General features: G+C 74.0%; 22 protein-coding genes. 12 read left to right on the top strand and 10 right to left on the bottom strand.

The annotated features are described in order from the left end of the window. Positions 1 to 81: 81 nt before the first annotated feature. The 5 genes from AB0N63_RS04390 to mshD all read left to right on the top strand — a co-directional run bounded on the left by AB0N63_RS04390 (position 82) and on the right by mshD (position 5,281). Positions 82 to 1,212, top strand: a complete 1,131-nt coding sequence (locus AB0N63_RS04390) for a trypsin-like peptidase domain-containing protein (RefSeq protein WP_365523914.1) — start codon at positions 82 to 84, stop codon at positions 1,210 to 1,212. Between the two features lie 47 nt (positions 1,213 to 1,259). Further along, positions 1,260 to 1,667: a hypothetical protein gene (locus tag AB0N63_RS04385; RefSeq protein ID WP_365523911.1), complete on the top strand. Its 408-nt coding sequence runs from the start codon at positions 1,260 to 1,262 to the stop codon at positions 1,665 to 1,667. A 99-nt stretch (positions 1,668 to 1,766) separates the two neighbouring features. Further along, the gene (locus AB0N63_RS04380; protein ID WP_365523908.1) at positions 1,767 to 2,507 is read left to right on the top strand and encodes a response regulator transcription factor; all 741 of its coding nucleotides are present in this window, start codon (positions 1,767 to 1,769) and stop codon (positions 2,505 to 2,507) included. Continuing rightward, a complete protein-coding gene (locus AB0N63_RS04375; protein WP_365523905.1) occupies positions 2,504 to 3,991 on the top strand; it encodes a HAMP domain-containing sensor histidine kinase in 1,488 nt (495 codons plus the stop codon). Before AB0N63_RS04380 ends, AB0N63_RS04375 begins: the two co-directional genes overlap by 4 nt. A gap of 369 nt (positions 3,992 to 4,360) precedes the next feature. After that, a complete protein-coding gene (mshD, locus tag AB0N63_RS04370; protein WP_365523902.1) occupies positions 4,361 to 5,281 on the top strand; it encodes a mycothiol synthase in 921 nt (306 codons plus the stop codon). Between the two features lie 393 nt (positions 5,282 to 5,674). On the opposite strand, the gene AB0N63_RS04365 is transcribed toward mshD, so the two are convergent. From AB0N63_RS04365 to AB0N63_RS04345, 5 genes are all read right to left on the bottom strand, one after another. Then, complete coding sequence (locus AB0N63_RS04365) at positions 5,675 to 6,316, bottom strand: ABC transporter (RefSeq protein ID WP_365524737.1); 642 nt, start codon at positions 6,314 to 6,316, stop codon at positions 5,675 to 5,677. 194 nt (positions 6,317 to 6,510) lie between these two features. Next, positions 6,511 to 8,085, bottom strand: a complete 1,575-nt coding sequence (locus AB0N63_RS04360) for an ABC transporter permease (RefSeq protein WP_365523899.1) — start codon at positions 8,083 to 8,085, stop codon at positions 6,511 to 6,513. Continuing rightward, complete coding sequence (locus AB0N63_RS04355) at positions 8,082 to 8,945, bottom strand: ABC transporter ATP-binding protein (protein ID WP_365523897.1); 864 nt, start codon at positions 8,943 to 8,945, stop codon at positions 8,082 to 8,084. Before AB0N63_RS04355 ends, AB0N63_RS04360 begins: the two co-directional genes overlap by 4 nt. Positions 8,946 to 9,201: 256 nt before the next feature. Further along, positions 9,202 to 10,080, bottom strand: coding sequence for a zf-HC2 domain-containing protein (locus AB0N63_RS04350; RefSeq protein WP_365523894.1), 879 nt, complete (start codon positions 10,078 to 10,080; stop codon positions 9,202 to 9,204). Beyond that, positions 10,077 to 10,619, bottom strand: coding sequence for an RNA polymerase sigma factor (locus AB0N63_RS04345; protein WP_365523891.1), 543 nt, complete (start codon positions 10,617 to 10,619; stop codon positions 10,077 to 10,079). The genes AB0N63_RS04350 and AB0N63_RS04345 overlap by 4 nt, the downstream gene beginning before the upstream one ends. Positions 10,620 to 11,146: 527 nt before the next feature. On the opposite strand from AB0N63_RS04345, the gene AB0N63_RS04340 reads away from it, so the two are divergent. The 3 genes from AB0N63_RS04340 (at position 11,147) to AB0N63_RS04330 (ending at position 15,417) form a co-directional block, all read left to right on the top strand. Next, positions 11,147 to 11,659 (top strand): transglycosylase SLT domain-containing protein, encoded by a 513-nt coding sequence (locus AB0N63_RS04340; RefSeq protein WP_365523888.1) that lies wholly within the window; start codon positions 11,147 to 11,149, stop codon positions 11,657 to 11,659. A 220-nt stretch (positions 11,660 to 11,879) separates the two neighbouring features. Continuing rightward, positions 11,880 to 14,228, top strand: coding sequence for an RNA degradosome polyphosphate kinase (locus AB0N63_RS04335; protein ID WP_365523885.1), 2,349 nt, complete (start codon positions 11,880 to 11,882; stop codon positions 14,226 to 14,228). Next, entirely contained in the window at positions 14,209 to 15,417 is a 1,209-nt protein-coding gene (locus AB0N63_RS04330) for a CHAD domain-containing protein (RefSeq protein ID WP_365523882.1), read from the top strand. Before AB0N63_RS04335 ends, AB0N63_RS04330 begins: the two co-directional genes overlap by 20 nt. Before the next feature lie 88 nt (positions 15,418 to 15,505). Here the strand turns inward: AB0N63_RS04330 and AB0N63_RS04325 are convergent, their stop codons facing one another. Beyond that, positions 15,506 to 15,712 (bottom strand): hypothetical protein, encoded by a 207-nt coding sequence (locus tag AB0N63_RS04325; RefSeq protein WP_365524735.1) that lies wholly within the window; start codon positions 15,710 to 15,712, stop codon positions 15,506 to 15,508. A gap of 137 nt (positions 15,713 to 15,849) precedes the next feature. Between AB0N63_RS04325 and AB0N63_RS04320 the strand changes: the two genes are divergently transcribed. Together AB0N63_RS04320 and AB0N63_RS04315 are read left to right on the top strand one after the other, a co-directional pair. Then, complete coding sequence (locus AB0N63_RS04320; protein WP_365524733.1) at positions 15,850 to 16,689, top strand: hypothetical protein; 840 nt, start codon at positions 15,850 to 15,852, stop codon at positions 16,687 to 16,689. A 141-nt stretch (positions 16,690 to 16,830) separates the two neighbouring features. Further along, on the top strand, positions 16,831 to 17,010 hold the full coding sequence (locus tag AB0N63_RS04315; protein ID WP_009189379.1) for a hypothetical protein: 180 nt from the start codon (positions 16,831 to 16,833) through the stop codon (positions 17,008 to 17,010). Between the two features lie 97 nt (positions 17,011 to 17,107). Here the strand turns inward: AB0N63_RS04315 and AB0N63_RS04310 are convergent, their stop codons facing one another. Beyond that, on the bottom strand, positions 17,108 to 17,455 hold the full coding sequence (locus tag AB0N63_RS04310; RefSeq protein ID WP_365523880.1) for a metal-sensitive transcriptional regulator: 348 nt from the start codon (positions 17,453 to 17,455) through the stop codon (positions 17,108 to 17,110). 203 nt (positions 17,456 to 17,658) lie between these two features. On the opposite strand from AB0N63_RS04310, the gene AB0N63_RS04305 reads away from it, so the two are divergent. Beyond that, positions 17,659 to 18,279: a DUF47 family protein gene (locus tag AB0N63_RS04305; RefSeq protein ID WP_365523878.1), complete on the top strand. Its 621-nt coding sequence runs from the start codon at positions 17,659 to 17,661 to the stop codon at positions 18,277 to 18,279. A 7-nt stretch (positions 18,280 to 18,286) separates the two neighbouring features. Beyond that, positions 18,287 to 19,285 (top strand): inorganic phosphate transporter, encoded by a 999-nt coding sequence (locus tag AB0N63_RS04300; RefSeq protein WP_365523876.1) that lies wholly within the window; start codon positions 18,287 to 18,289, stop codon positions 19,283 to 19,285. A 140-nt stretch (positions 19,286 to 19,425) separates the two neighbouring features. Here AB0N63_RS04300 and pstB read toward each other — a convergent pair whose 3' ends face one another. The 3 genes from pstB to pstC are packed head-to-tail and all read right to left on the bottom strand — an operon-like array spanning position 19,426 to position 22,312. Beyond that, on the bottom strand, positions 19,426 to 20,202 hold the full coding sequence (pstB, locus tag AB0N63_RS04295) for a phosphate ABC transporter ATP-binding protein PstB (RefSeq protein ID WP_365523873.1): 777 nt from the start codon (positions 20,200 to 20,202) through the stop codon (positions 19,426 to 19,428). Between the two features lie 41 nt (positions 20,203 to 20,243). Beyond that, the gene (pstA, locus tag AB0N63_RS04290) at positions 20,244 to 21,308 is read right to left on the bottom strand and encodes a phosphate ABC transporter permease PstA (RefSeq protein ID WP_365523870.1); all 1,065 of its coding nucleotides are present in this window, start codon (positions 21,306 to 21,308) and stop codon (positions 20,244 to 20,246) included. Next, the gene (pstC, locus tag AB0N63_RS04285) at positions 21,305 to 22,312 is read right to left on the bottom strand and encodes a phosphate ABC transporter permease subunit PstC (RefSeq protein ID WP_365523867.1); all 1,008 of its coding nucleotides are present in this window, start codon (positions 22,310 to 22,312) and stop codon (positions 21,305 to 21,307) included. Before pstC ends, pstA begins: the two co-directional genes overlap by 4 nt. Positions 22,313 to 22,391 lie beyond the last annotated feature (79 nt).

The raw sequence follows: 22,391 nt of genomic DNA, 5'->3' as shown, positions 1-22,391 counted from the left end.
TATATCGGGCATACGAGGTTCTGTCGGGCTTCTCAGCGGGGCCTCAGGAAGCTCTCATGATCCCGGGTCACTCTCAATGACATGACCGAGAGCATCCGCCGCACCGGCGAGTACGAGCACCCCCAGGGTGACGGGCAGGACCCGTTCGCGTACCGGCAGCAGCACGCCTCCACCCCCGTGGACCCGGAGTGGCCGGCCCCGCCGGCCTACCCTCCGGCGCAGCCCCCGGCCACCGCGCCGACGGCCGCGTACGGCCACGGCGGTCACGGCGGCGGCACCGCTCTCCCGCCGGCCGCACCGGCTCCCTCCCCCGCTCCCGCTGCGCGGAAGCGCGCCAAGGGGCCGCTCGCGCTGCTCGCCGCCGTGGCGATCGCGGCGGCGGCCGTCGGCGGCGGCACCGCGTTCGCCTTCCAGGAGCTGACCGGCAAGGACACGGCCGTCGCCAGTTCCTCCGGTACCAGCGTGGTGCCCACCAGCCAGCGGGGCAGCATCTCCGCGATCGCCAAGGCGGTCAGCCCGAGCGTCGTGGAGATCACCGCCGCCCTCGCCGACGGCACCTCCACGGGCTCCGGCGTCGTCATCAGCAGCGGTGGTGAGGTCGTCACCAACAACCACGTCGTCGCGGGCGCCTCGTCGGTCAAGGCGCGCACCAGCGACGGCCGCACCTACACCGCCCAGGTCGTCGGCACCGACAGCTCCAAGGACCTCGCCCTGATCAGGCTGGAGGGCGCCTCCGGCCTCAAGGCGGCCGCCCTCGGCGACAGCGACGGCGTCGCGGTCGGCGACCAGGTCGTCGCCATCGGCTCCCCGGAGGGCCTGACCGGCACCGTCACCAGCGGCATCGTCTCCGCGCTGCACCGGGACGTGACCGTGTCCACCGACGAGAGCCAGGGCCAGGACCAGGGGCAGGGGCAGGGCGGCGACCAGTGGCCGTTCCAGTTCGGCGGCCGGCAGTTCAACGGCGACACCGGCTCCTCCACGACCACCTACCAGGCGATCCAGACCGACGCGTCCCTCAACCCGGGCAACTCCGGCGGCGCGCTGATCGACATGAACGGCGCCGTCGTCGGCATCAACTCGGCGATGTACTCGTCGTCGTCGGCCAGTGGCTCGGACTCCTCCGGCGCGGGCAGCGTGGGCCTCGGCTTCGCCATCCCGATCAACACCGTCAAGGCCGACCTGGCCAAGCTGCGCTCGGGCTCCCAGAGCTGAGGGAGCCATCTCCTGGGGGGACCACACACGGCGAACAGGAGTACGTCATGATCCAGCAGATCGCGCACGAGAAGGCCGACACCGTCGGTGTGACCGTTCCCGCGGGCGTCGCCCTCCCCCTGGCCGTGGCCAAGGAACTCCACAGCCCGGCGAACCTGCCGGTGGAGGGCCTCGCCGACTGCCTCCCGGACGGCCTGCCGGCCGGCCGCACCCCCAGCCCGGCCACCGCCGCCACGGCCACCGTCCCGACGGGTGCCGCCGCCCCGGCCCCCGCCGCTCCCGCCGACCCCGACCCCACCGGGTCCGAGTCCGACCCCGCCGAACGCCCCGTCCTCGCCGCGCACCGCATCCCCGAGGCCGCCGAGGTGCCCCAGCTGATGGGGCTGCGGACGCCGCCCGCGCGCCCGCACCGCCACAAGGTGCCGCTGCGCCGGCTGACGGCCATGGCGGCTTGAAGGGCACGGGGCGGCCGGGAAACATGCGAGCCTGAAGAGCGTCCCGCCGGGACCGACCGACCGCCCCCAGCCGCCCCCCGACCCGAGGAACGACCACCGATGAGCCCCGCCGACGGCGACCGCGACCGTGACCCCCAGCGCATCCTGATCGTCGACGACGAACCCGCGGTGCGCGAAGCGCTCCAGCGCAGCCTGGCCTTCGAGGGATACGACACCGAGGTCGCCGTCGACGGGGCGGACGCGCTGGAGAAGGCCGCCGCCTACCGGCCCGACCTGGTCGTCCTCGACATCCAGATGCCCCGCATGGACGGCCTGACCGCCGCCCGCCGCATCCGCGGCACCGGCGACACCACCCCCATCCTGATGCTGACCGCCCGCGACACGGTCGGCGACCGGGTCACCGGCCTGGACGCCGGGGCCGACGACTACCTGGTCAAGCCGTTCGAGCTGGACGAGCTGTTCGCCCGTATCCGCGCCCTGCTGCGCCGCAGCTCCTACGCCGCGGCCGTGGCGGGCGCCGCCGACGAGGGCGACGTGCTCGCCTTCGGCGATCTGCGCATGGACCTGGCCACCCGCGAGGTCACCCGCGGCGGCCGCCCGGTGGAACTGACCCGCACCGAGTTCACGCTCCTGGAGATGTTCATGGCCCACCCGCGCCAGGTCCTCACCCGCGAGCAGATCCTCAAGGCCGTCTGGGGCTTCGACTTCGAGCCCTCCTCCAACTCCCTCGACGTGTACGTGATGTACCTGCGGCGCAAGACCGAGGCCGGCGGCGAACCGCGTCTGGTGCACACCGTGCGCGGCGTCGGCTACGTCCTCAGGCAGGGCGGCGCCGAGTGAAGGGCGCCGTACGCCGCTACCGCGCCCTGCCGATGCGGTCCCGGCTGGCGCTGCTGGTGGCGGCCGCGGTGGCGTTCGGCGTCGCCGTGGTGTCGGTGACGTGCTGGTTCATCGTCCGCGGGCGGCTGTACGCCCAGGTCGACGAGGACCTGAGGCAGGCCACGCAGCAGCCGCAGCACTACTCCGACGTGGTGGGCGCCCTCAGCGACTGCGCCCAGACCCCGCAGGGCTCCCCGAGCGAACTGCGCACCCGCGGCAACTACTACCTCCAGCTGGTGCGGGCCGACGGCACCGCCTGCGTCTCCTCCAACTCCGCGGGCGTGGTCAAGGTGACCGCCTCCGACCGCCGGGTGATCCAGGAGATCGGCAACGGCGGCAGCCGCGACGGGGTGCAGGTGCTGCGCAACGGCACCGCGAGCGACGGCACCTCCGTACGGGTGCTGACGCTCCCGCTGATCGTCACCCAGGGCCTCGGCACCGAGCCGCACCTCTTCCCCGGCACCGCCCTCCTCATCGCCACCCCGCTGGAGAGCACCCAGCGGACCCTGAACGACCTGGCGCTGATCCTGCTGCTGGTCTCCGGGATAGGCGTCGTCGGCGCCGGCGCGGCCGGCCTCGCGGTGGCCCGCGCCGGTCTGCGGCCCGTGGACCGGCTCACCGAGGCCGTCGAGCACGTGGCCCGCACCGAGGACCTGACCATCCGCATCCCCGTGGAGGACGACAGCGAGGACGAGATCGCCCGCCTGTCCCGCTCCTTCAACTCCATGACCTCCTCCCTGGCCTCCTCCCGCGACCTCCAGCAGCAGCTGATCGCCGACGCCGGGCACGAACTGCGCACCCCGCTCACCTCCCTGCGCACCAACATCGAACTCCTCACCCGCAGCGAGGAGACCGGCCGCCCGCTGCCCGAGGCCGACCGCAAGGCGCTGCTGGCTTCGGTGAAGGCGCAGATGACCGAACTGGCCTCGCTCATCGGCGACCTCCAGGAACTGTCCCGCTCCGACAGCCAGCGCGGCGAGCGCATCCAGGTGATCGCGCTCCAGGACACCGTGGAGGCGGCGCTGCGCCGGGCCCGGCTGCGCGGCCCCGAGCTGACCATCACGGCGGACGTGGAGCCCTGGTTCGTCCGCGCGGAACCGGCGGCGATGGAGCGGGCCGTCGTCAACATCCTCGACAACGCGGTGAAGTTCAGCCCCGAGGGCAGCACGGTGGAGGTACGGCTCACCGACGGCGTCCTCACCGTCCGCGACCACGGTCCCGGCATCGCCGCGGACGAACTCCCACACGTCTTCGACCGCTTCTGGCGCTCCCCGAGCGCCCGCGCGCTGCCCGGCTCGGGCCTCGGCCTGTCCATCGTCGCCCGCACGGTGCGCCAGGCCGGCGGCGAGGTCGGCCTGGCCCCGGCCCCGGGCGGCGGCACGGTGGCGACCGTACGGCTGCCGGGGGCGCCCGTACCGCCGCCGGAGACGCCGGGCACCGCCTGAGCCGCCCGAGCCGCCCTGGCCCTGGGGGCCGGGGCTGAGGCCGAGGGCCGGGGCTGAGGCCGAGGGCCGGGGCTGAGGCCGAGGGCCGGGGCTGAGGCCGGAAGCCGGGGGCCGGGGCTGAGGCCGGAGGTCGGGGGCCGGGGTTGAGGCCGGGGGCCGGGGCTGAGGTCGGGGGCCGGGGCTGAGGCCGAGGGCCGGGGCTGAGGCCGGAGGTCGGGGGCCGGGGCTGAGGCCGGGGGCCCGGGGCCTGTCCCGGGCACGAGCATGCCGGGCGCCGGAAGCCGGGGGCTTTCCCCCTCGGGCGGTGGTGGTGCGTCCTGCCGAACCGCCACTGCCGGGGGAAGGCCCCCGCTCTGTACCCTCTGGACCATGACCAGCGACGCCACCGCACCGATCGCCCGCCGGCTCGAGACCGTCTCCGAGCCGACCCCGGAACAGGCCGACGCCGTGCTCGAACTGCTGGCGGCCGCGGCCCGCGAGGACGGCCGGCAGGCGGTGTCCGAACAGGGCCGGCTGCAACTGCGCGGTGGTGCCCGCGAGGGCGTGTCGCATCTGCTGCTCAGCGTCGACGGCGAACTCGTCGGCTACGCGCAGCTGGAGGACACCGACCCCGTGGAGGCGCCCGCCGCCGAACTGGTCGTCCACCCGGCGCACCGCGGCCACGGACACGGCCGGGCGCTCGGCTCGGCGCTGCTGGCCGCCTCCGGCAAGCGACTTCGGGTGTGGGCGCACGGCGGGCACTCCGCCGCCCGGCACCTCGCGCAGGTCCTCGGCCTCACCCTGTTCCGCGAACTGCGCCAGATGCGGCGGCCGTTGACGGACTTCGAACTGCCCGAGCCGACGCTGCCCGAGGGCGTGACGGTACGGACCTTCGTCCCCGGTCAGGATGACGCCGCCTGGCTCGCGGTGAACGCGGAGGCGTTCGCCCACCACCCCGAGCAGGGCTCCCTCACCCAGCGGGACCTCGACGACCGCAAGGCCCAGCCGTGGTTCGACCCGGACGGCTTCTTCCTCGCCGAACGCGCGGGCCGGCTGGTCGGCTTCCACTGGACCAAGGTCCACGCGGAGGAGCGGCTCGGCGAGGTGTACGTCGTCGGGGTGCGCCCGGGCGCGCAGGGCGGCGGCCTCGGCAAGGCCCTCACGATCACCGGCCTGCGCCACCTCGCCGCGGCGGGCCTGCCGACCGCGATGCTGTACGTCGACGCCGACAACAAGGCGGCGGTGGCGGTCTACGAACGCCTCGGCTTCACGACGTACGAGACGGACCTGATGTACCGCACGGAGACCTGAGGGGCCCTGCGGGGGCCTGGGCTTCGCCCCCCGGGGGCCCGTTCGCCCGGGTGCTGGACGCGCCTCGGGCCCGGCGGCCCCGGGCCCGTCGTCAGGGAGGTCGGGGCGGACCGCAGTCCACGGCGGGACGCGGGCCCCGGTGGGACCGGCCGCAGGCCCCGGGCAACGTACCGCGAGCGGGGCTCGGGCGCCGCGCCCGACACGGCGGCTCCCGGTGGCCCGGTCGCCGGCCGAGGCGGCGGGCCGCGCGTCCCCCGGCATGAGGCGGTTCGCGGGCCGGATGCCGTACCAGCCGTACCGCGCACCGGGCTTCGGCCGTGCCGCCCGCCGCGCACCGGGCCTCACACTCCGCGCCGGGGATCCGGCTTCAGGCGCCGCGCCGCGCGACGGGCCTCAGGCGCCGTGCGGCGAGGGCGCGCCCGGGCCCGGTGTGCGACGGGTGCGGGAGGTGCGGCGGAGGCGGTGCAGGGGTTCCGGCAGGCAGGCGGCGCACAGCAGCGCGGCCGCCACCAGCAGCCCGGCCCACCACCGGTGCGCCTCGGCCCAGTTCGGGTCGCCGGGCGGCACCAGCAGGTGCCAGCGGCTCGACAGCAGCAGGACGGCCACGGCCAGCGCGAGCAGCGCGAGCGCCGCGCCCGCGCCGGGATCGGGCTCGCCCCGCAGCCGTACCGACGCCGCCGCCAGGGCCACGGCGCTCACGCCGACCGCGGCCGCCTCCAGCGTGATCGCGCCGGCCGGCGGCCGGGCGGCGGCGGGCACGAGGAACAGCACGGCCGTCCACCAGGCCGCCGCGAGGGGCGCGACGAGGGCCGGCCGCAGCCCGGCCCGTACGGGCCGCCGCACCGGGACCACCTCGGTGGTGCGCCGGGCGGGGTCGTCGAACAGGAACGCCAGCGCCAGCCCGCCGACCAGCGCGGCCAGCCGGAGCACCAGGAGACCCGTCATCGCGTCCGGTTCGTGCCCGGGCAGCCGGGTCCCGGCGGCCATCGCCACGCCCAGGACGCCCGCGGCCCCCAGCACCCGCCAGGGCAGCACCCGCCACACCACCGGGACCAGCGCCCGCGGCAGGGCCGTGCCCCCCGGGGCGCCCGCCGCCTCGCGCGGCACGGCCCTACTCCCCGGGGCCTCCCCCGCTTCACGCGGCCGAGCCGTACCCGCCGTGGCGCGCGCAGCCTCCCGCGGCCCGGTCGCACTTCGCGGGGCGTCCGCCCCCGCCTCGTCGTCCTCCCTCACGCCGCGCACGAGTCGCCCTTCGCTCCGCCGAGGCCCGTGGCCGGGACGTGCAGCAGTTCCGCCGCCCGGACCGTGGAGACGCCGGGCTCGGTCAGCTCCGCCCAGTGGGCCTTGACCTGCGCCGCGACCTCGGTGCGCGGGCGCTGCAGCAGCGTCTTGACGACCGTGGTCTGGCCGGCGCTCATCATCAGCCCGGACGTCGGCGTCAGGACGTACGCGCCGCCCTCGGTGCTGTCGTCGAGCCGGACGTGGCGCAGGTCGCCGAGCGGATCGGGAGCGGCGCCCAGCGCGAGCCACATGACGGTCACGACCCGGCCGTCGCACACCTCGCCGCCGGCCTTCTCGTCGCCCGCGACCAGCACGGAGGCCAGCCCGGCCGAGAACTCGGGGACGCGGTTGCCGCCCCAGCGGGTGCCCACGGTGACGGCGCCGGGCGTCGTCAGCGGGTCGTAGGAGGGGTCGTTGTCGAGGCCGTAGCGGGCCTCCACGCGCTGCCGCACGGTCAGCGGCCGGGCGGCCACGGCGGCGGGCGCGAGGGAGCGGACGCGGTCGGCGGCCTTCGCCCAGTCGGCGGTGCGGCCGGTCCACTCGGGCAGCGCGCAGTACGTCGTCGCGCCGCGCACGGCACAGGTCTCGACGCTCTCCGGATGCTCGGAGACCTTCGCCCGGGCCGCCCGGAGCGCGGCGGACGGGCCCGCGGACTGGCCGGCGATCCCGGTGGCGGTGGCGGCGAGCGCGAGGACGGTCACCGCCTTGATCGCGGTGGTGCGGCCGCCGCTGCGCAGCAGGGCGGCGCACAGCACGAGCGCGATCAGGCCGGTGAGGTAGAGGGCGTGCCAGGCGGCCGGGCGGCCGACCAGGTCGGAGGGGACCGGGTCGGCGCCCGCCTCGCCGACGACCGGGGACAGCCACCGGGACCAGGGGGCGTCCGTGAACACCATGAAGTCCAGGGCGGCGACGTACGCGGCGGCCGTCAGGAGCGGGGCGGCGAAGCCCGAGGCGACCAGCCGGGCCAGCAGCACGCCGACCACCCCGCACAGCAGCACCGTCAGCGGGGCCACCGCGAGTTCGGACACCGAGCCGTGGCCGACCGCGCCGGGCCTGAGCGCCGTCCAGCCGAAGCGGACGGCCACGAGCAGACCGGTGTACAGGGCGAACGGGACGACGGAGAGGGCGTGCGCGAGGGTGCGCCGCCAGGGATCCATGACCAGGGTGCCGAAGTGCCGGTCGGTGTCGTGGCGGCGGGAGCGCAGCACGGCCCGGTTGGCGCAGACGAACACGGCGAGGCCGAGCAGCACGGAGCTGGTCTGGGTGGCCCGGTCGGCGTCCTGGAGGGCGGGGTAGTCCGCCATGCCCTCCTGTCCGGTCAGCTCGTGCCAGCCGGGGTGCCCGGAGAACGTCGCCCAGAGCATGGCGGCCGTGTACACGACGAAGAAGACCAGGACGATGACCTGCTGGAGCAGTTCGCGCGCCTCGAACAGGGCGAGGGCGAGGATCGCCCGGGTGCGCGGGCCGCCCAAAGGCGCGGCCGGGGTCACGGCCTCGGGCGGGGTGGCGACGGTCGCGGTCATCGGGCGTTCACCTGCGCCCCGGTGCCGTCGAGGGTGAGCAGGTAGCCGTCCTCCAGAGTGGGTTCGAGGAGGTCGGCGCCCTCGGGCGCGTCCCCCACGTTGCGGAAGGCGCCGGTGCCGGTGCGCCAGCAGGCGCGGGCGCCCGGGTCGCGTTCCGCGCTGGACCACACCCGGCCGGCGGCCCGCGCGGTCAGCTCGGCGGGGGTGCCCTCGAAGCGGACGCGGCCGCCGGCCATGACGATCACGCGGTGGCAGAGCATCGCGACGTCCTCGGTCTGGTGGGTGGAGAGCAGGACGGTGCGGCCCTCGCCGGTGCGGGTGATCAGATCCCGGAAGCGCATCCGCTGCTCGGGGTCGAGCCCGGCGGTGGGCTCGTCCAGGACGAGGAAACCGGGGTCGCCGACCAGGGCGGCGGCCAGGGCGACGCGCTGGCGCATACCGCCGGACAGCCGTTTGATCCGGCGGCCCCGGACGTCACCGAGGTCCACCTCCTCCAGGACGCGGCGCACCTCGCCGTGGCGGGCGGCGCGGTCGGTCAGCTCCTTGAGGATCGCCACGTAGTCGACGAACGCGAACGCCGTGAAGTCCGGGTGGAAGCCGGGGTTCTGCGGCAGATACCCGAGGGTGCGCCGCACCGCGAGGCGGCCCGCGACGGTGCCGGGGTCGTGGCCGAGGACCGTGAAGGCGCCGCGGTCGGCGGGCACGGCGGTGGCGAGGACCCGCAGCAGCGTGGTCTTGCCGGCCCCGTTGGGCCCGAGCAGCGCGGTGATCCCCTCCTCCAGCCGCAGCCCGACGTCGTCGAGAGCGACGGTGCCGCCGTAGCGGACGCTGAGCCCGGAGGCGGAAACGGTGACGGTCACGAGGCACTCCCGTGCGGAGGGGCGACGTCGGCGACGTCGTGGGCGGTGGGGATGCGGGCGGTGGGGATGTGGGGCGGGGCGGCGGGGCCGCCAGGGGCGAGGGCGGGGCGGATGCGGGGCGGGCGCCGCGCGGCGCCCGCGCCGGGTACGGGCGAGACGGGGCCGCGGGCCAGCGCGTACCTCCCCGCAGGGCCACCGGAGGGCCGGACGGGCGCGGGGCACGCGAGCGCCCGGCTCCGGGCAGGACAGGCGCGGGTCACCGCACACCTCCCTGCGGACCGCCCGGGGTGCGAGCGGCGAAGTCGAAGCGGTCGCGGGTGTGGAAGAGGAGGCCGATCGCCAGGGCGGCGACGACCGCGGCGGCGGTCTGGCCGGCCGGGGTGAACGGCGGCAGCGGCGTGTCGCCGTGTCCCCTGGCCTCGGCCACCGCCAGCAGCGCGACCCAGCCGCCGCCGGTCAGGGCGGGCGCGAGGACCGGCCCCAGGCGCGGGGTCAGCGCGAGCCCGGTCGCGGTGAGGGCGAGCGCGGGCAGCAGCCAGGCCAGCGCCCCCAGTCCGTAGCCGGGCAGGGCGAGGGTGGCGAGCCCGTTGATGCCGAGCCCCACGGTCAGCACGGCCACCGTCCGCACCAGCATCAGCCGGAATCCGTGCACCGGGGCGACCACCGCCATCTCGTACGTCGGGTCGAGCGCGGGCCCGTACGCCAGCGCCACCCCCGCCAGCGGCAACAGCGGGGCCAGTGCCAGGAACAGGGTCGGCGAGTCGGCCCTGCGCAGTGCCTCGGAGGCGGCGACCGTCATGACCAGCACGGCGGTCACGGCCAGCAGCCAGGAGCGGCGCAGCACGGGCGTGGCGGCCAGCAGCCGCGCGGTGTGGTCGGCGACGCCGAACCGCAGCAGCAGCCGCTCCAGCAGGCCGGGGCGCGGCGCGTCCAGCTCGGCGTCCAGCCGGGCCCAGCCCGCGTCGAGCACGGCCGGGTCGGCGAGGGCGGCCAGCCGCTCCCGGCACCCGCCGCAGCCGGCGAGATGGGCGTCGGCGGACCACAGCAGCGGCGGGGCCAGCCCGCCCCGGTCGTAGGCACGCAGGTCCTCCTCGGCCAGGTGCCAGGCCCTACGAGGGCCGGTGTCGCCGCTCATGCCAGCGCCTCCCGCAGTTGCTTGCGGGCGCGCATGGCCCGCGTCTTGACCGTGCCGGGCGGAATGCCGAGCAGGACGGCCGCCTCCCGGGTCGTGAGCCCGTCGATCACCGTGGCCTGGAGCACCGCCCGCAGCTCCGGCGAGAGCCGGGTGAGGGCGCCCGCGAGGTCGCCGTGCTCGACGCCCGCGAGCACGCGTTCCTCGGCGGAGGCCTCGTCGCGGTGGCGCAGCCGGGCGAGCGCCTGGCGCAGCCGGCCGCGGGCTCCGTCGCCGCGCAGCGCGTCGATCAGCCGCCGGGCACCGATCCGCCACAGCCAGCCGGCCACGTCGCCGTCCTCGCGGTAGACGGCCTTGCCGCGCCAGACGGCGAGGAAGGTCTCCTGGACGACATCGTCGACCATCGCGGGGTCGGCGCACCGGCCGCGCAGCCGCGCGGCCAGCCACGGCGCGTACCGCCGGTACAGCTCCTCGAAGGCGCGCCGGTCGCGCTCCGCGGCGATGCGCCGCAGCAGCTCCCCGTCGCTTCTGGTTCCGCTCACATCTCCTCATCGGCCGAGCCCGCCCGTCCGGTTCACCGCCGGGCCCCGATCTTCCGGAAATCCCGAGGGAGGCCGCGCCGGCCCGACCCCACGGGCCGTACCCGGCCGTGCGTACAGCCGCCGTGGCACGCCCCGGCCGACGCCCGGCGGGCCCGGTCCGCGACGCCCGCGACCGGGGCCGGGAGACGCCGACGGCCCGCCGGCCCGGCTCGATTTCCGTGACGCCCCCCATAGGAGCCGGATCACGTCCTACCGCGGGTCGTAGGGGCGGACCGGCACCAGCAGCGGGCAGACCCGGGACCGGTACGTCCCGGGCTCCGTAGCGGGGTAGTACGTCACACCTTTGCGCCCCGCCCGACGCGCCGCTAACCATGGCTGTCGTTGCTCCGAGCCACGGCACGGGCCCCGCGGATCACGCCGCGGCCCACCGGCTCGGGAACCAGCGCGGGGCGCCGCCGCCCCGACGCCGGCCTCGGACCACGACCGCCGGCGCCACGACGACGATCCCCACCGGAGTGTTCCCCCTCATGACCGCCACCCGTACCCGCCGTACCGCCCGCCTGCGCACCCTCGCCCTCACCGGCATCGCCACCACGGGCGCCGCGGCCGCCGCCATCACCCTGATGCCCACCACCGCGCAGGCCGCCGAGCCCGTCCGGGCCGCCACCGTGGCCTCGGCCGCTCACGACGGCCAGGCCGGCACCGGCACGAAGGGCTACGCCGACAACCTCGACGGCTGGATCAAGCAGTCCCTGGCCATCATGAAGGACAAGGGCATCCCCGGCAGCTACGAGGGCCTGCACCGCAACATCATGCGTGAGTCCTCCGGCAACCCGAACGCCCAGAACAACTGGGACGTCAACGCCCAGAAGGGCATCCCGTCCAAGGGCCTGCTCCAGGTGATCCAGCCCACCTTCAACGCGTACCACGTCGCGGGCACCTCCCAGAACATCACCGACCCGGTCGCCAACATCACGGCCGCGGCCAACTACGCCGCCCACCGCTACGGCTCCATCGACAACGTGAACTCCGCGTACTGACGGATCACCGCGAGCCCTGGGCCAGGACCGGAGCCCTCCTGGCGCCGAAGGCCCGGCGCCGGCGGCCGCAGCCGGCGGGCCGGGAACGCGCCCGGGGGCCGGGCCGGGAACCCCCGCCCGGTCCGGTCCCCGCCCGCCGGAACCCGCAGGCCGCACCCCGCTATCCCGCACGTCATGTCGCCGTAACCGGTGATTCAGACTGGCTTGCGACGCTCGCTCAATGAAGCCCGCCGCGCCCGAGCCCCCGCCGCCCCCGAAGGGGCCCGCTGCCGCGCTCCCGCCCGCGCTTTCCGACGCGCCTGGATCCGTCCCGGCGCGGAAGAATGGATTCATGAGCCAGTCAGACGCCCAGGCAGCACAGGTCCAGCCGGTCCAGCCCTCCGTGGGCGCGATCGCCGCCCACCGCCCGCACACCGTGGCGCCCGCGGTCTCCGACCTGGACCCCGACATCGACGCCGACCTCGACGGCTACGACGGGTCGGCGGACGACGCCGACGCACTGCCGCAGGGCCGCTTCCTCGACCGCGAACGCAGCTGGCTCGCCTTCAACGAACGGGTCCTCGAACTCGCCGAGGACCCGAACACCCCCCTGCTGGAGCGGGCGAACTTCCTCGCCATCTTCGCCAGCAACCTGGACGAGTTCTTCATGGTCCGCGTGGCCGGCCTCAAGCGCCGTATCGCCACCGGCGTGGCCACCCGCTCCGCCTCCGGGCTCCAGCCCCGCGAGGTGCTGGAGATGATCTGGGCGCGCTCGCGGGAGCTGATGGCCCGGCACGCCGCCTGCTACCACGAGGACGTCGCCCCCGCCCTCGCGGAGGAGGGCATCCACCTGGTCCGCTGGAGCGAGCTGACGGACAAGGAGCAGGCCCGCCTGTTCACCCTGTTCCGCCAGCGCATCTTCCCCGTGCTGACCCCCCTCGCCGTCGACCCCGCGCACCCCTTCCCGTACATCTCAGGCCTCTCCCTCAACCTGGCCGTCGTGGTGCGCAACCCGGTCACCGGCCACCGCCACTTCGCCCGCGTCAAGGTCCCGCCGCTGCTCAACCGCTTCCTGGAGAGCTCCCCCGGCCGCTACGTCCCCCTCGAGGACGTCATCGCGGCCCACCTGGAAGAGCTGTTCCCGGGCATGGAGGTCCTTGAGCACCACACCTTCCGCCTCACCCGCAACGAGGACCTGGAGGTCGAGGAGGACGACGCGGAGAACCTCCTCCAGGCCCTGGAGAAGGAGCTGATGCGGCGCCGCTTCGGGCCCCCGGTGCGCCTGGAGGTGGAGGAGTCCATCGACCGCGAGGTGCTGGACCTCCTCGTGCGCGAGCTGAAGATCTCCGAGGCCGAGGTCTACCCGCTGCCCGGCCCCCTCGACCTCACCGGCCTGTTCCGCATCCACAGCCTGGACCGGCCCGAGCTGAAGTACCCGAAGTTCGTCGCCGGCACCCACCGCGACCTCGCCGAGGTCGAGTCGGCCTCCCCGCCGGACATCTTCGCCGCGCTGCGCAGCCGCGACGTGCTGCTGCACCACCCCTACGACTCGTTCTCCACCTCCGTGCAGGCGTTCCTGGAGCAGGCCGCCGCCGACCCCGACGTCCTCGCCATCAAGCAGACCCTGTACCGGACCTCGGGCGACTCCCCGATAGTCGACGCGCTCATCGACGCCGCCGAGTCCGGCAAGCAGGTCCTCGTCCTGGTCGAGATCAAGGCCCGCTTCGACGAGCACGCCAACATCAAGTGGGCGCGCAAACTGGAGGAGGCCGGCTGCCACGTCGTCTACGGCCTCGTCGGCCTGAAGACCCACTGCAAGCTGTCCCTGGTGGTCCGCCAGGAGGGCGACGACACGCTGCGCCGCTACAGCCACGTCGGCACCGGCAACTACCACCCCAAGACCGCCCGCCTCTACGAGGACCTGGGCCTGCTCACCGCCGACCCCCAGGTCGGCGCGGACCTCTCCGACCTCTTCAACCGCCTCTCCGGCTACTCCCGCCGCGAGACCTACCGCCGGCTGCTGGTGGCCCCCAAGTCCCTGCGCGACGGCCTGATCTCCCGCATCAACAAGGAGATCCAGCACCACCGCGCCGGCCGCCCGGCGTTCATCCGCATCAAGGTCAACTCCATGGTGGACGAGGCGGTCGTCGACGCCCTGTACGGCGCCTCGCAGGCCGGCGTCCCCGTCGACGTGTGGGTGCGCGGCATCTGCGCCCTGCGCCCGGGCGTCCCCGGCCTGTCGGAGAACATCCGCGTCCGCTCCATCCTCGGCCGCTTCCTGGAGCACTCCCGCGTCTTCGCGTTCGGCGGCGGCGGCGAACCCGAGGTGTGGATCGGCAGCGCCGACATGATGCACCGCAACCTCGACCGCCGGATCGAGGCCCTGGTCCGGGTCACCGACCCCGGCCACCGGGCCACCCTCAACCGGCTGCTGGAGACCGGGATGTCCGACACCACCGCCTCCTGGCACCTCGGCCCGGACGGCGAGTGGACCCGGCACGCGACGGACCCGGACGGCCAGCCCCTGCGCAACATCCAGGAGATGCTCATAGACGCCCGGAGGCGCCGGCGTGGCACAGCGACACCTTGACCCGACGGACCCCACGGCCGCCGCCGCGCCCGTGCCCGCCGACGCCCTCGCCGCGTACCTCCGCAGCCAGGCGACGGAGTTCCTGCGCGCCCTGCGGCTGCACCAGGAGACCGGCGGCGGCCCGGCGGAGTCCGTCGACGCGGCGCGCGCCCTGCGCCGCTCGGCCCGCCGCATCAGCGGCAGCCTGCACACCTTCCGCCCGCTGCTGGACGAGACCTGGGCGGAGGAACTCCGCCCCGAACTCGCCTGGCTGTCCGGCACGCTGGCGCTGGAGCACGCCTACCAGTCCCGCCTGGACCGCCTGCTCCAGGCCCTGACCCGCCTCTCCCCCCGGACCGGGCCGGCCACGGACACCCTGGTCGACGTGGCCGCGGCCGGCCGTGACACTCCCGTGGCCGCGGGCAGTCGTGCCGCTGGGGCGATGGGGGCCCCGCCCGCACCGGACGCTGTCGGAGGTGCTCGGGGGAGAGTGGGCGCAGCGGCACCCGCGGCAGCGGCGAGCACCGTCTCCCGCCCCGCCCCTCCGGCCGGGAGCCCCGCACCGCCGGAGGGTCGCGGCAACCTCACCGTCGGCGCCGCCAAAGCCGGCGCCCTGCTCGACCGCCAGCTCACCCTCGCCCGCACCCGGGCCCACTCCACCGCCCTCCAGGCCCTCGGCTCCGCCCGCTTCCACGCGGTCGCCGACAAGGTCGCCGTACTCGCCAGCGACGTCCCCCTCGCCCCCGCCGCGCAGACCGCGGACCTGCGCCCGCTGGCCGCCGCGGCCGAGGAACGCCTGGCCGACGCCGTCGCCGTGCTCCCCCTGGTCACCGCGGGGCACCCGTACAACGCGGAGGCGCTGGTCCACGGCCTGTCCCCGGACCCGGCCCCGCACCCGCAGGACGCCCCCTGGCACCAGGTCCGCCTGCTGCTGCGCCTGCACCGCTACGCCCGCGAGGCGCTGCGCGGCGGCGAGGTCCCCGACGCTCCGGCGGACGCGCGGCTGCTGACGGCCGGTCAGGCGCTGGACCGGCACCGGGAGGCCTCCGAGGCGGCGGCGGCCGCGGCCGCCGCCGCCCGCACCCCGCGCATCGCCCCGGCGACGGCGTACGCGCTCGGCGTGCTCCACGCCGACCAGCGGCACGAGGTGGAGGCGGCGCGGTTCACCTTCCAGCAGTGCTGGCAGCAGCGGACCGCGACCACCGGCTGAGCCCGCTCCGCCGCCCCCAGCCGTCTTCCTGTGACTCCCGCCGGCAGCAGCCCGGAAGCCAAGGCGCCAGGAGCCTTACGACGGCCCCTCAGGAACCCCCCAGATGCCCCTCCGCGTCCGTACGCGCCAGGCTCCGCGCCCGGCGCGCGGGACCGCGCCAGCCGCAGCTGCACCGGGCCACGCAGAAACGGCCCTGCTCGGCGGTCGTCGTGCGATGGTCGGGGCGCCCCTCGTCCTCAGAGGCGTTCCGCTGGTCCTGACCCGGGCCGTGCCCGTCCTGCTGCGCCACGTCCACCACGCTACCCAGCCCGGGTGAACGGCCGGTTGCGGTCGGCCATGGCGGCCGCCCCGGCGTGACGGGGCTCCCCACCCGTCGTTATCCGGACGAGGAGGGGGCCCGTGACGGACGTACCGGCTGGGGGTAGGCAGGCGATGGCCAAGCGGCAGCGACGGCTGAGGGACGGCGCGGTGTTCGCGGCGGGGCTGCTGCTCTGCGCGGGCGCCTCGGGATGCGCCGGCGTGGGCGCGGCCTCCGAGGACTCCCGTCCCGCCGACGACCCGGTGCGCACCCTGCGCCAGGCCCCCGAGGCACTGCTGACGGCGGGGAGTTCCCAGGCGCGCACGGCGATGGAGATGGCCACGGGCGGCACCCGGGTGACGATCCGCGGCGAGGGCGCCTACGACTTCCGGCACCAGCTCGGACAGCTCACCGTGGTCCTGCCGGCCGACCCGACGGGCGCCGCCGAGCATGTGCCGATCGTGGAACTCCTCGCGCCGGGCGCCCTGTTCATGAAGAACCGGGGCGCGGGCGTGCCCGCCGACAAGTGGGTGCGGGTGGCGACGGCGACGCTGAGCGACGGCAATCTCGTCACCGGCGGCGCCACCGACCCGTACATCGCGGCCGGGGTGCTGCGCGGGACGCGCGAGGCGACGTACCTGGGGCGGACCGAGGTGGCGGGGGTGGCCGTGCGGCACTTCAAGGGGACCGCGGACCTGGCGCTGGCGGCGCAGAGCGCGTCGGGGGCCGAGCAGGCGGCGCTGCGGGCGGCGGCGAAAGGGTTCGCCACGGACGAGGTGCCGTTCGAGGTCTATCTGGACGACCGGGGCCGCGTCCGCAAGCTCCGGCAGAGCTTCTCCTTCGTCAACGGCCGCAGCCGCAGCCCGGTGGCGGTGGACTCCACGACGCTGCTGTTCGCGTTCGGTACCCCGGTCACCGTGGCCCTGCCGCGCGCCCACGACATCTACACGGGCCGCATCGCCGAGGCGAACTAGCCCTTCCGTGCCATGCGCACGGCATACCCCGCTCCCTACTCTGGGTCCTGTCGCCGGATTCCCGCCTGCCGCGCGGCCTGCCCTCCGGGCAGACGACGGGAATCCGGCGCCAGGACCCAGGCCGGTGACGGCAGAGGAGAGGTGACGCGCGTGGCTCCGGTCGGCGGTACGGCAGTTCAGGACCACGTGGCCCTCGCCGAGATCGAACTGTGCGGGGAGCTGATCATCGCGGCCTCGGCGGCCCGGGGGCGGCTCAGCCTGGAGTGCATCGACGAGGTGCTGAGGGTGACCGAGGAGCGACGCACCGACACCGGACGGTGACCCGGGGCGACGGCCCGGCGCCGGTCCGTGATCCCCGGCCCGACGCCGACCGGATGTGACACACGTCACCGTGGTTCATGTCACCGCGTCGCGCAGCTCACGTCCGCAGCAGCCGGCCGATCGCCTTCGTGGCCTCCTCGACCTTGGCGTCGATCTCGGCGCCGCCCTTGACGGCCGCGTCGGCGACGCAGTGCCGCAGGTGCTCCTCCAGCAGTTGCAGGGCGAAGGACTGCAGGGCCTTGGTGGAGGCGGAGACCTGGGTGAGTATGTCGATGCAGTAGGTGTCCTCGTCGACCATCCGCTGGAGGCCGCGGATCTGGCCCTCGATCCGGCGCAGCCGCTTGAGGTGCTCGTCCTTCTGCTTGTGGTAGCCGTAGGTGGCGTGCTCGTGCCCGCCCTGTCCGCTCTCGCAGGGCGCCGTCGCGCCGGCCTCGGTGGTCGTCATCGCGTCCTCCTGCTGGAACAGAATGGGCAGACATACCCCTGCCCGGTATATCGTAACGAACTTTCCGGGGTACCGGGGCCTTGGTCCGCCCCCGTGCCGACCACTGTGCCTGATGGGCGACACTGGGGACGGCCCCTTAGCCGTGGCCGGATGATGCGCTTAGCATCACCCTGACCGAAACCGAAGCACCCCGAGGACCACACGTGCGCTTTCGTCTGACCCCCAGGGAGACGAGCTTCTACGACATGTTCGCCGCGTCCGCGGACAACATCGTCACGGGCTCCAAGCTCCTGATGGAACTGCTCGGGGCGGACTCCTCCGCCCGGGGCGAGATCGCAGAGCGCATGCGGGCCGCGGAACACGCGGGCGACGACGCGACCCACGCGATCTTCCACCAGCTGAACTCCTCCTTCATCACGCCCTTCGACCGCGAGGACATCTACACCCTCGCCTCGTCCCTCGACGACATCATGGACTTCATGGAGGAGGCCGTCGACCTGGTCGTCCTCTACAACGTCGAGGAACTGCCCAAGGGCGTCGAGCAGCAGATCGAGGTGCTGGCACGGGCCGCGGAACTCACCGCCGAGGCCATGCCGCACCTGCGGACCATGGACAACCTCACCGAGTACTGGATCGAGGTCAACCGGCTGGAGAACCAGGCGGACCAGATCCACCGCAAGCTCCTCGCGCACCTGTTCAACGGCAAGTACGACGCGATCGAGGTGCTGAAGCTCAAGCAGATCGTGGACGTGCTGGAAGAGGCGGCGGACGCCTTCGAGCACGTGGCGAACACGGTGGAGACCATCGCGGTCAAGGAGTCCTGAGGCGTCCATGGACACCTTCGCTCTGATACTGACCATCCTGATCGCCCTCGGCTTCGCGTACACCAACGGCTTCCACGACTCCGCCAACGCCATCGCCACCTCCGTCTCCACCCGCGCGCTCACCCCGCGCGCGGCGCTGGCGATGGCCGCGGTGATGAACCTCGCCGGCGCCTTCCTCGGCAGCGGCATCGCCAAGACGGTCAGCGAGGGCCTGATCGACACCCCCACCGGCAGCCAGGGCATGGGCATCCTGTTCGCCGCCCTGCTCGGCGGCGTGGTGTGGAACCTGGTCACCTGGTACTTCGGCCTGCCCTCGTCCTCCTCGCACGCCCTGTTCGGCGGTCTGGTGGGCGCGGCCCTGGCCGGCGGCACGGCGGTGCACTGGTCCGGGGTCGTCGACAAGATCATCATCCCGATGTTCCTGTCCCCGGTGGTCGGCCTGGTCGGCGGCTACCTGGTGATGACGGCCATCATGTGGATCTTCCGGCGGACCAACCCGCACAAGGCCAAGCGCGGCTTCCGCATAGCGCAGACCGTGTCGGCGGCCGGCATGGCCCTCGGCCACGGCCTTCAGGACGCGCAGAAGACCATGGGCGTCGTGGTGATGGCGCTGGTCATCGGCGGCGTCGAGACCTACGGCGACCCGATCCCGGTGTGGGTGAAGCTGGTCTCCGCGCTGATGCTGTCGCTGGGCACCTACGCGGGCGGCTGGCGCATCATGCGCACCCTGGGCCGCAAGATCATCGAACTGGACCCGCCGCAGGGCTTCGCCGCCGAGGCGACCGGCGCGTCGATCATGTTCGGCACGGCGTTCCTGTTCAAGGCGCCGATCTCCACCACCCATGTGATCACCTCGGCGATCATGGGCGTGGGCGCGACCAAGCGGGTCAACGCGGTGCGCTGGGGCGTGGCCAAGAACATCGTGCTCGGCTGGTTCATCACCATGCCGGCCGCGGCGCTCGTGGCGGCCGCCGCCTTCTCCGTGATCAACCTGCTGTTCCTGTAGGAGCACGGGACCGCAGGAGTACCGCAGTACCGCAGGAGTACGGAGAGGCCCGCCCCCGGTCACCCGGGGGCGGGCCTTTCCGCGTCCTCACGGCGGCACCGCCATGCAGCACCGTGAGGGGACTCGAGAGCCCCGGCGGATCAGCCGAAGCGGCCGGAGATGTAGTCCTCCGTGGCCTGCACCGACGGGTTGGAGAAGATCCGCTCGGTGTCGTCGATCTCGATGAGGCGGCCCGGCTGGCCGACCGCGGCCAGGTTGAAGAACGCGGTGCGGTCCGAGACGCGGGCGGCCTGCTGCATGTTGTGCGTCACGATGACGATCGTGAAGCGCTCCTTCAGCTCGCCGATCAGGTCCTCGATGGCGAGGGTCGAGATCGGGTCGAGCGCGGAGCAGGGCTCGTCCATGAGCAGCACCTTCGGCTCGACCGCGATGGCGCGGGCTATGCACAGCCGCTGCTGCTGGCCGCCCGAGAGGCCCGAGCCGGGCTTGTTGAGCCGGTCCTTGACCTCGTTCCACAGGTTGGCGCCCCTGAGCGACTTCTCGACGACGTCGTTCAGTTCGCTCTTCTTGTACTTGCCGTTCAGCCGCAGGCCCGCCGCCACGTTGTCGAAGATCGACATGGTGGGGAAGGGGTTGGGCCGCTGGAAGACCATGCCCACCTCGCGGCGGACGTTGACCGGGTCGATGCCGGCCCCGTACAGGTCCTCGGAGTCGAGCATCACCTTGCCCTCGACCCGGCCGCCGGGCGTCACCTCGTGCATCCGGTTCAGGGTGCGCAGGAACGTCGACTTGCCGCAGCCGGACGGCCCGATGAAGGCCGTCACCGAACGCGGCTCGACCGTCATCGAGATGTCCTCGATCGCCTTGTGGGAGCCGTAGTACGCGGTGAGCCCGCTCACGTCGATTCGCTTGGCCATTACTTCGTCACTTCCAAACAGTCGGTCGCTGCATGGCCGCGTCAGCGACCGGTCTTCGGGGCCTTCCAGCGGGCGATGCCGCGGGCCGCCAGGTTGAGGATCATCACGAAGGCGATCAGGGTGAGCGAGGCCGCCCACGCGCGGTCGTACGCCGCTCCCGAACCCGCGCTGTTCGCGTACTGCTGGTAGATGTACAGCGGCAGCGAGGACTGCGCCCCCTCGAAGGGGTTCGTGTTGATGAAGGGGTTGCCGAACACCAGCAGCAGCACCGGCGCGGTCTCGCCCGCGATGCGGGCGACGGCCAGCACGATGCCGGTGGTGATGCCGCCCAGCGAGGTCGGCAGGACCACCTTCAGGATCGTGCGCCACTTCGGAACGCCCAGGGCGAGGGAGGCCTCGCGCAGCTCGTTCGGGACGAGCTTGAGCATCTCCTCGGTGGAGCGGACCACGACCGGCATCATCAGGATGGCCAGGGCCAGCGAGCCGGCGAAGCCGAACGGCTGCGTCTTGGTCATCAGCATCAGGCTGAGGATGAACAGACCGGCGACGATCGACGGGATGCCCGTCATCACGTCCACGAAGAAGGTGACGGCGCGGGCGAGGGCGCCGCGGCCGTACTCGACCAGGTAGACGGCGGTGAGCACGCCGACCGGGGCGCCGATCAGGGTGGCGAGTCCCACCTGCTCCAGGCTGCCGATGATGGCGTGGTAGATGCCGCCGCCCGGCTCGGTGTCGGCGACCACGCCCATCGAGTGGGTGAGGAAGTAGACGTCGAGGACCTTCACACCGCGCTTGACGGTCACCCACACCAGGGAGACCAGCGGCACCACGGCGAGCAGGAAGGCCACCCAGACCAGGCTGGTCATGACCCGGTCCTTGGCCTGCCGGCGGCCCTCGACGCGGGCCGTGACGCCGTAGGTGCCCAGCACGAACAGGACGGCGGCGATCAGGCCCCACTGGACGTGGCTGCCGAGGCCGCCGGCCAGGCCGACGACGACCGCGAGCGCGAGCGAGGCGGCCGCGATCGCCCACGGCGTCCAGCGGGGCAGGGAGGCGCCGCGCAGGCTGGTCGAGCCGTTCTTGCCGGACGTCGCTGCGGTGCTCATGCGTTGGCCCCCGAGTACTCCTTGCGGCGGGCGATGATCAGCCGGGCCGCTCCGTTGACCAGCAGGGTGATGACGAAGAGCACCAGACCGGAGGCGATCAGCGCGTCCCGGCCGAACTCGGTCGCCTCGCTGAACTTGCTGGCGATGTTCTGGGCGAAGGTGCCGCCGCCCGGGTCGAGCAGGCTGGCCTTGATGTCGAAGGTCGGGGAGAGCACGGTGGCCACGGCCATCGTCTCCCCGAGCGCGCGGCCGAGACCGAGCATCGAGGCGGAGATCACGCCGGAGCGGCCGAAGGGCAGCACCGACATGCGGATGACCTCCCAGCGGGTGGCGCCGAGGGCCAGGGCGGCCTCCTCGTGCATGCGCGGCACCTGCCGGAAGACCTCACGGCTGACGTTGGTGATGATCGGCAGGATCATGATCGCCAGCAGCACGCCGACGGTGAGCATCGAGCGGGGCGCCCCGCCGTCCCAGGAGAAGATCCCGGTCCAGCCGAGGTACCTGTCCAGCCAGCCGAACAGCCCGTCCATGTGCGGGACGAGGACCAGCGCGCCCCACAGGCCGTACACGATGGACGGCACGGCGGCGAGCAGGTCGATCACGTAGGCGATCGGGCCGCTCAGCCGGCGCGGGGCGTAGTGGGTGAGGAAGAGGGCGATGGCGACCGCGACCGGAACCGCGATGACCATGGCGACGACCGAGGAGACGATCGTGCCGTAGACGAGCACGGCGATGCCGAAGCTCGGCGGGACCAGGTTGGTGTTCCACTCGAAGGTGGTCAGGAAGTTGCCCTGGTCGTCGCTGATGGCGAGGCAGGCGCGGTAGGTGAGGAAGACCGCGATCGCGGCCATGATCGCCAGGAGCAGGATGCCCGACCCGCGGGTCAGGCCGATGAAGATCCGGTCTCCGGGGCGGGTGGCGCCGCGTGCGGCGCGCTTGTGCGCGGCCGGCCCGGGCAGCCCCGGGGACGCGGCGGCGTCTGTGTGCTGTGTGGATATGTCCATCGGGTTCTCCGGTCTGCGGAGCCGTACACGTCGTACGGCTCCTGGCGGCGGTGCACCGGACGGTGCGGCCGGCCCCGGT

Source organism: Streptomyces sp. NPDC093260 (genome assembly GCF_040683715.1).
GTDB lineage: Bacteria > Actinomycetota > Actinomycetes > Streptomycetales > Streptomycetaceae > Streptomyces > Streptomyces sennicomposti.
This window is presented reverse-complemented; position numbering and strand designations above follow the sequence as displayed.

Excerpts from the sequence above, each read along its gene's own strand:
- pstB (WP_365523873.1), bottom strand. The coding sequence starts at position 20,202 with ATGGCCAAGCGAATCGACGTGAGCGGGCTCACCGCGTACTACGGCTCC.
- AB0N63_RS04360 (WP_365523899.1), bottom strand. The coding sequence starts at position 8,085 with ATGACCGCGACCGTCGCCACCCCGCCCGAGGCCGTGACCCCGGCCGCG.
- AB0N63_RS04340 (WP_365523888.1), top strand. The coding sequence starts at position 11,147 with ATGACCGCCACCCGTACCCGCCGTACCGCCCGCCTGCGCACCCTCGCC.
- AB0N63_RS04310 (WP_365523880.1), bottom strand. The coding sequence starts at position 17,455 with ATGACGACCACCGAGGCCGGCGCGACGGCGCCCTGCGAGAGCGGACAG.
- pstC (WP_365523867.1), bottom strand. The coding sequence starts at position 22,312 with ATGGACATATCCACACAGCACACAGACGCCGCCGCGTCCCCGGGGCTG.
- AB0N63_RS04300 (WP_365523876.1), top strand. The coding sequence starts at position 18,287 with ATGGACACCTTCGCTCTGATACTGACCATCCTGATCGCCCTCGGCTTC.
- mshD (WP_365523902.1), top strand. The coding sequence starts at position 4,361 with ATGACCAGCGACGCCACCGCACCGATCGCCCGCCGGCTCGAGACCGTC.
- AB0N63_RS04350 (WP_365523894.1), bottom strand. The coding sequence starts at position 10,080 with ATGAGCGGCGACACCGGCCCTCGTAGGGCCTGGCACCTGGCCGAGGAG.
- AB0N63_RS04335 (WP_365523885.1), top strand. The coding sequence starts at position 11,880 with ATGAAGCCCGCCGCGCCCGAGCCCCCGCCGCCCCCGAAGGGGCCCGCT.
- AB0N63_RS04320 (WP_365524733.1), top strand. The coding sequence starts at position 15,850 with ATGGCCAAGCGGCAGCGACGGCTGAGGGACGGCGCGGTGTTCGCGGCG.
- pstA (WP_365523870.1), bottom strand. The coding sequence starts at position 21,308 with ATGAGCACCGCAGCGACGTCCGGCAAGAACGGCTCGACCAGCCTGCGC.
- AB0N63_RS04390 (WP_365523914.1), top strand. The coding sequence starts at position 82 with ATGACCGAGAGCATCCGCCGCACCGGCGAGTACGAGCACCCCCAGGGT.
- AB0N63_RS04380 (WP_365523908.1), top strand. The coding sequence starts at position 1,767 with ATGAGCCCCGCCGACGGCGACCGCGACCGTGACCCCCAGCGCATCCTG.
- AB0N63_RS04385 (WP_365523911.1), top strand. The coding sequence starts at position 1,260 with ATGATCCAGCAGATCGCGCACGAGAAGGCCGACACCGTCGGTGTGACC.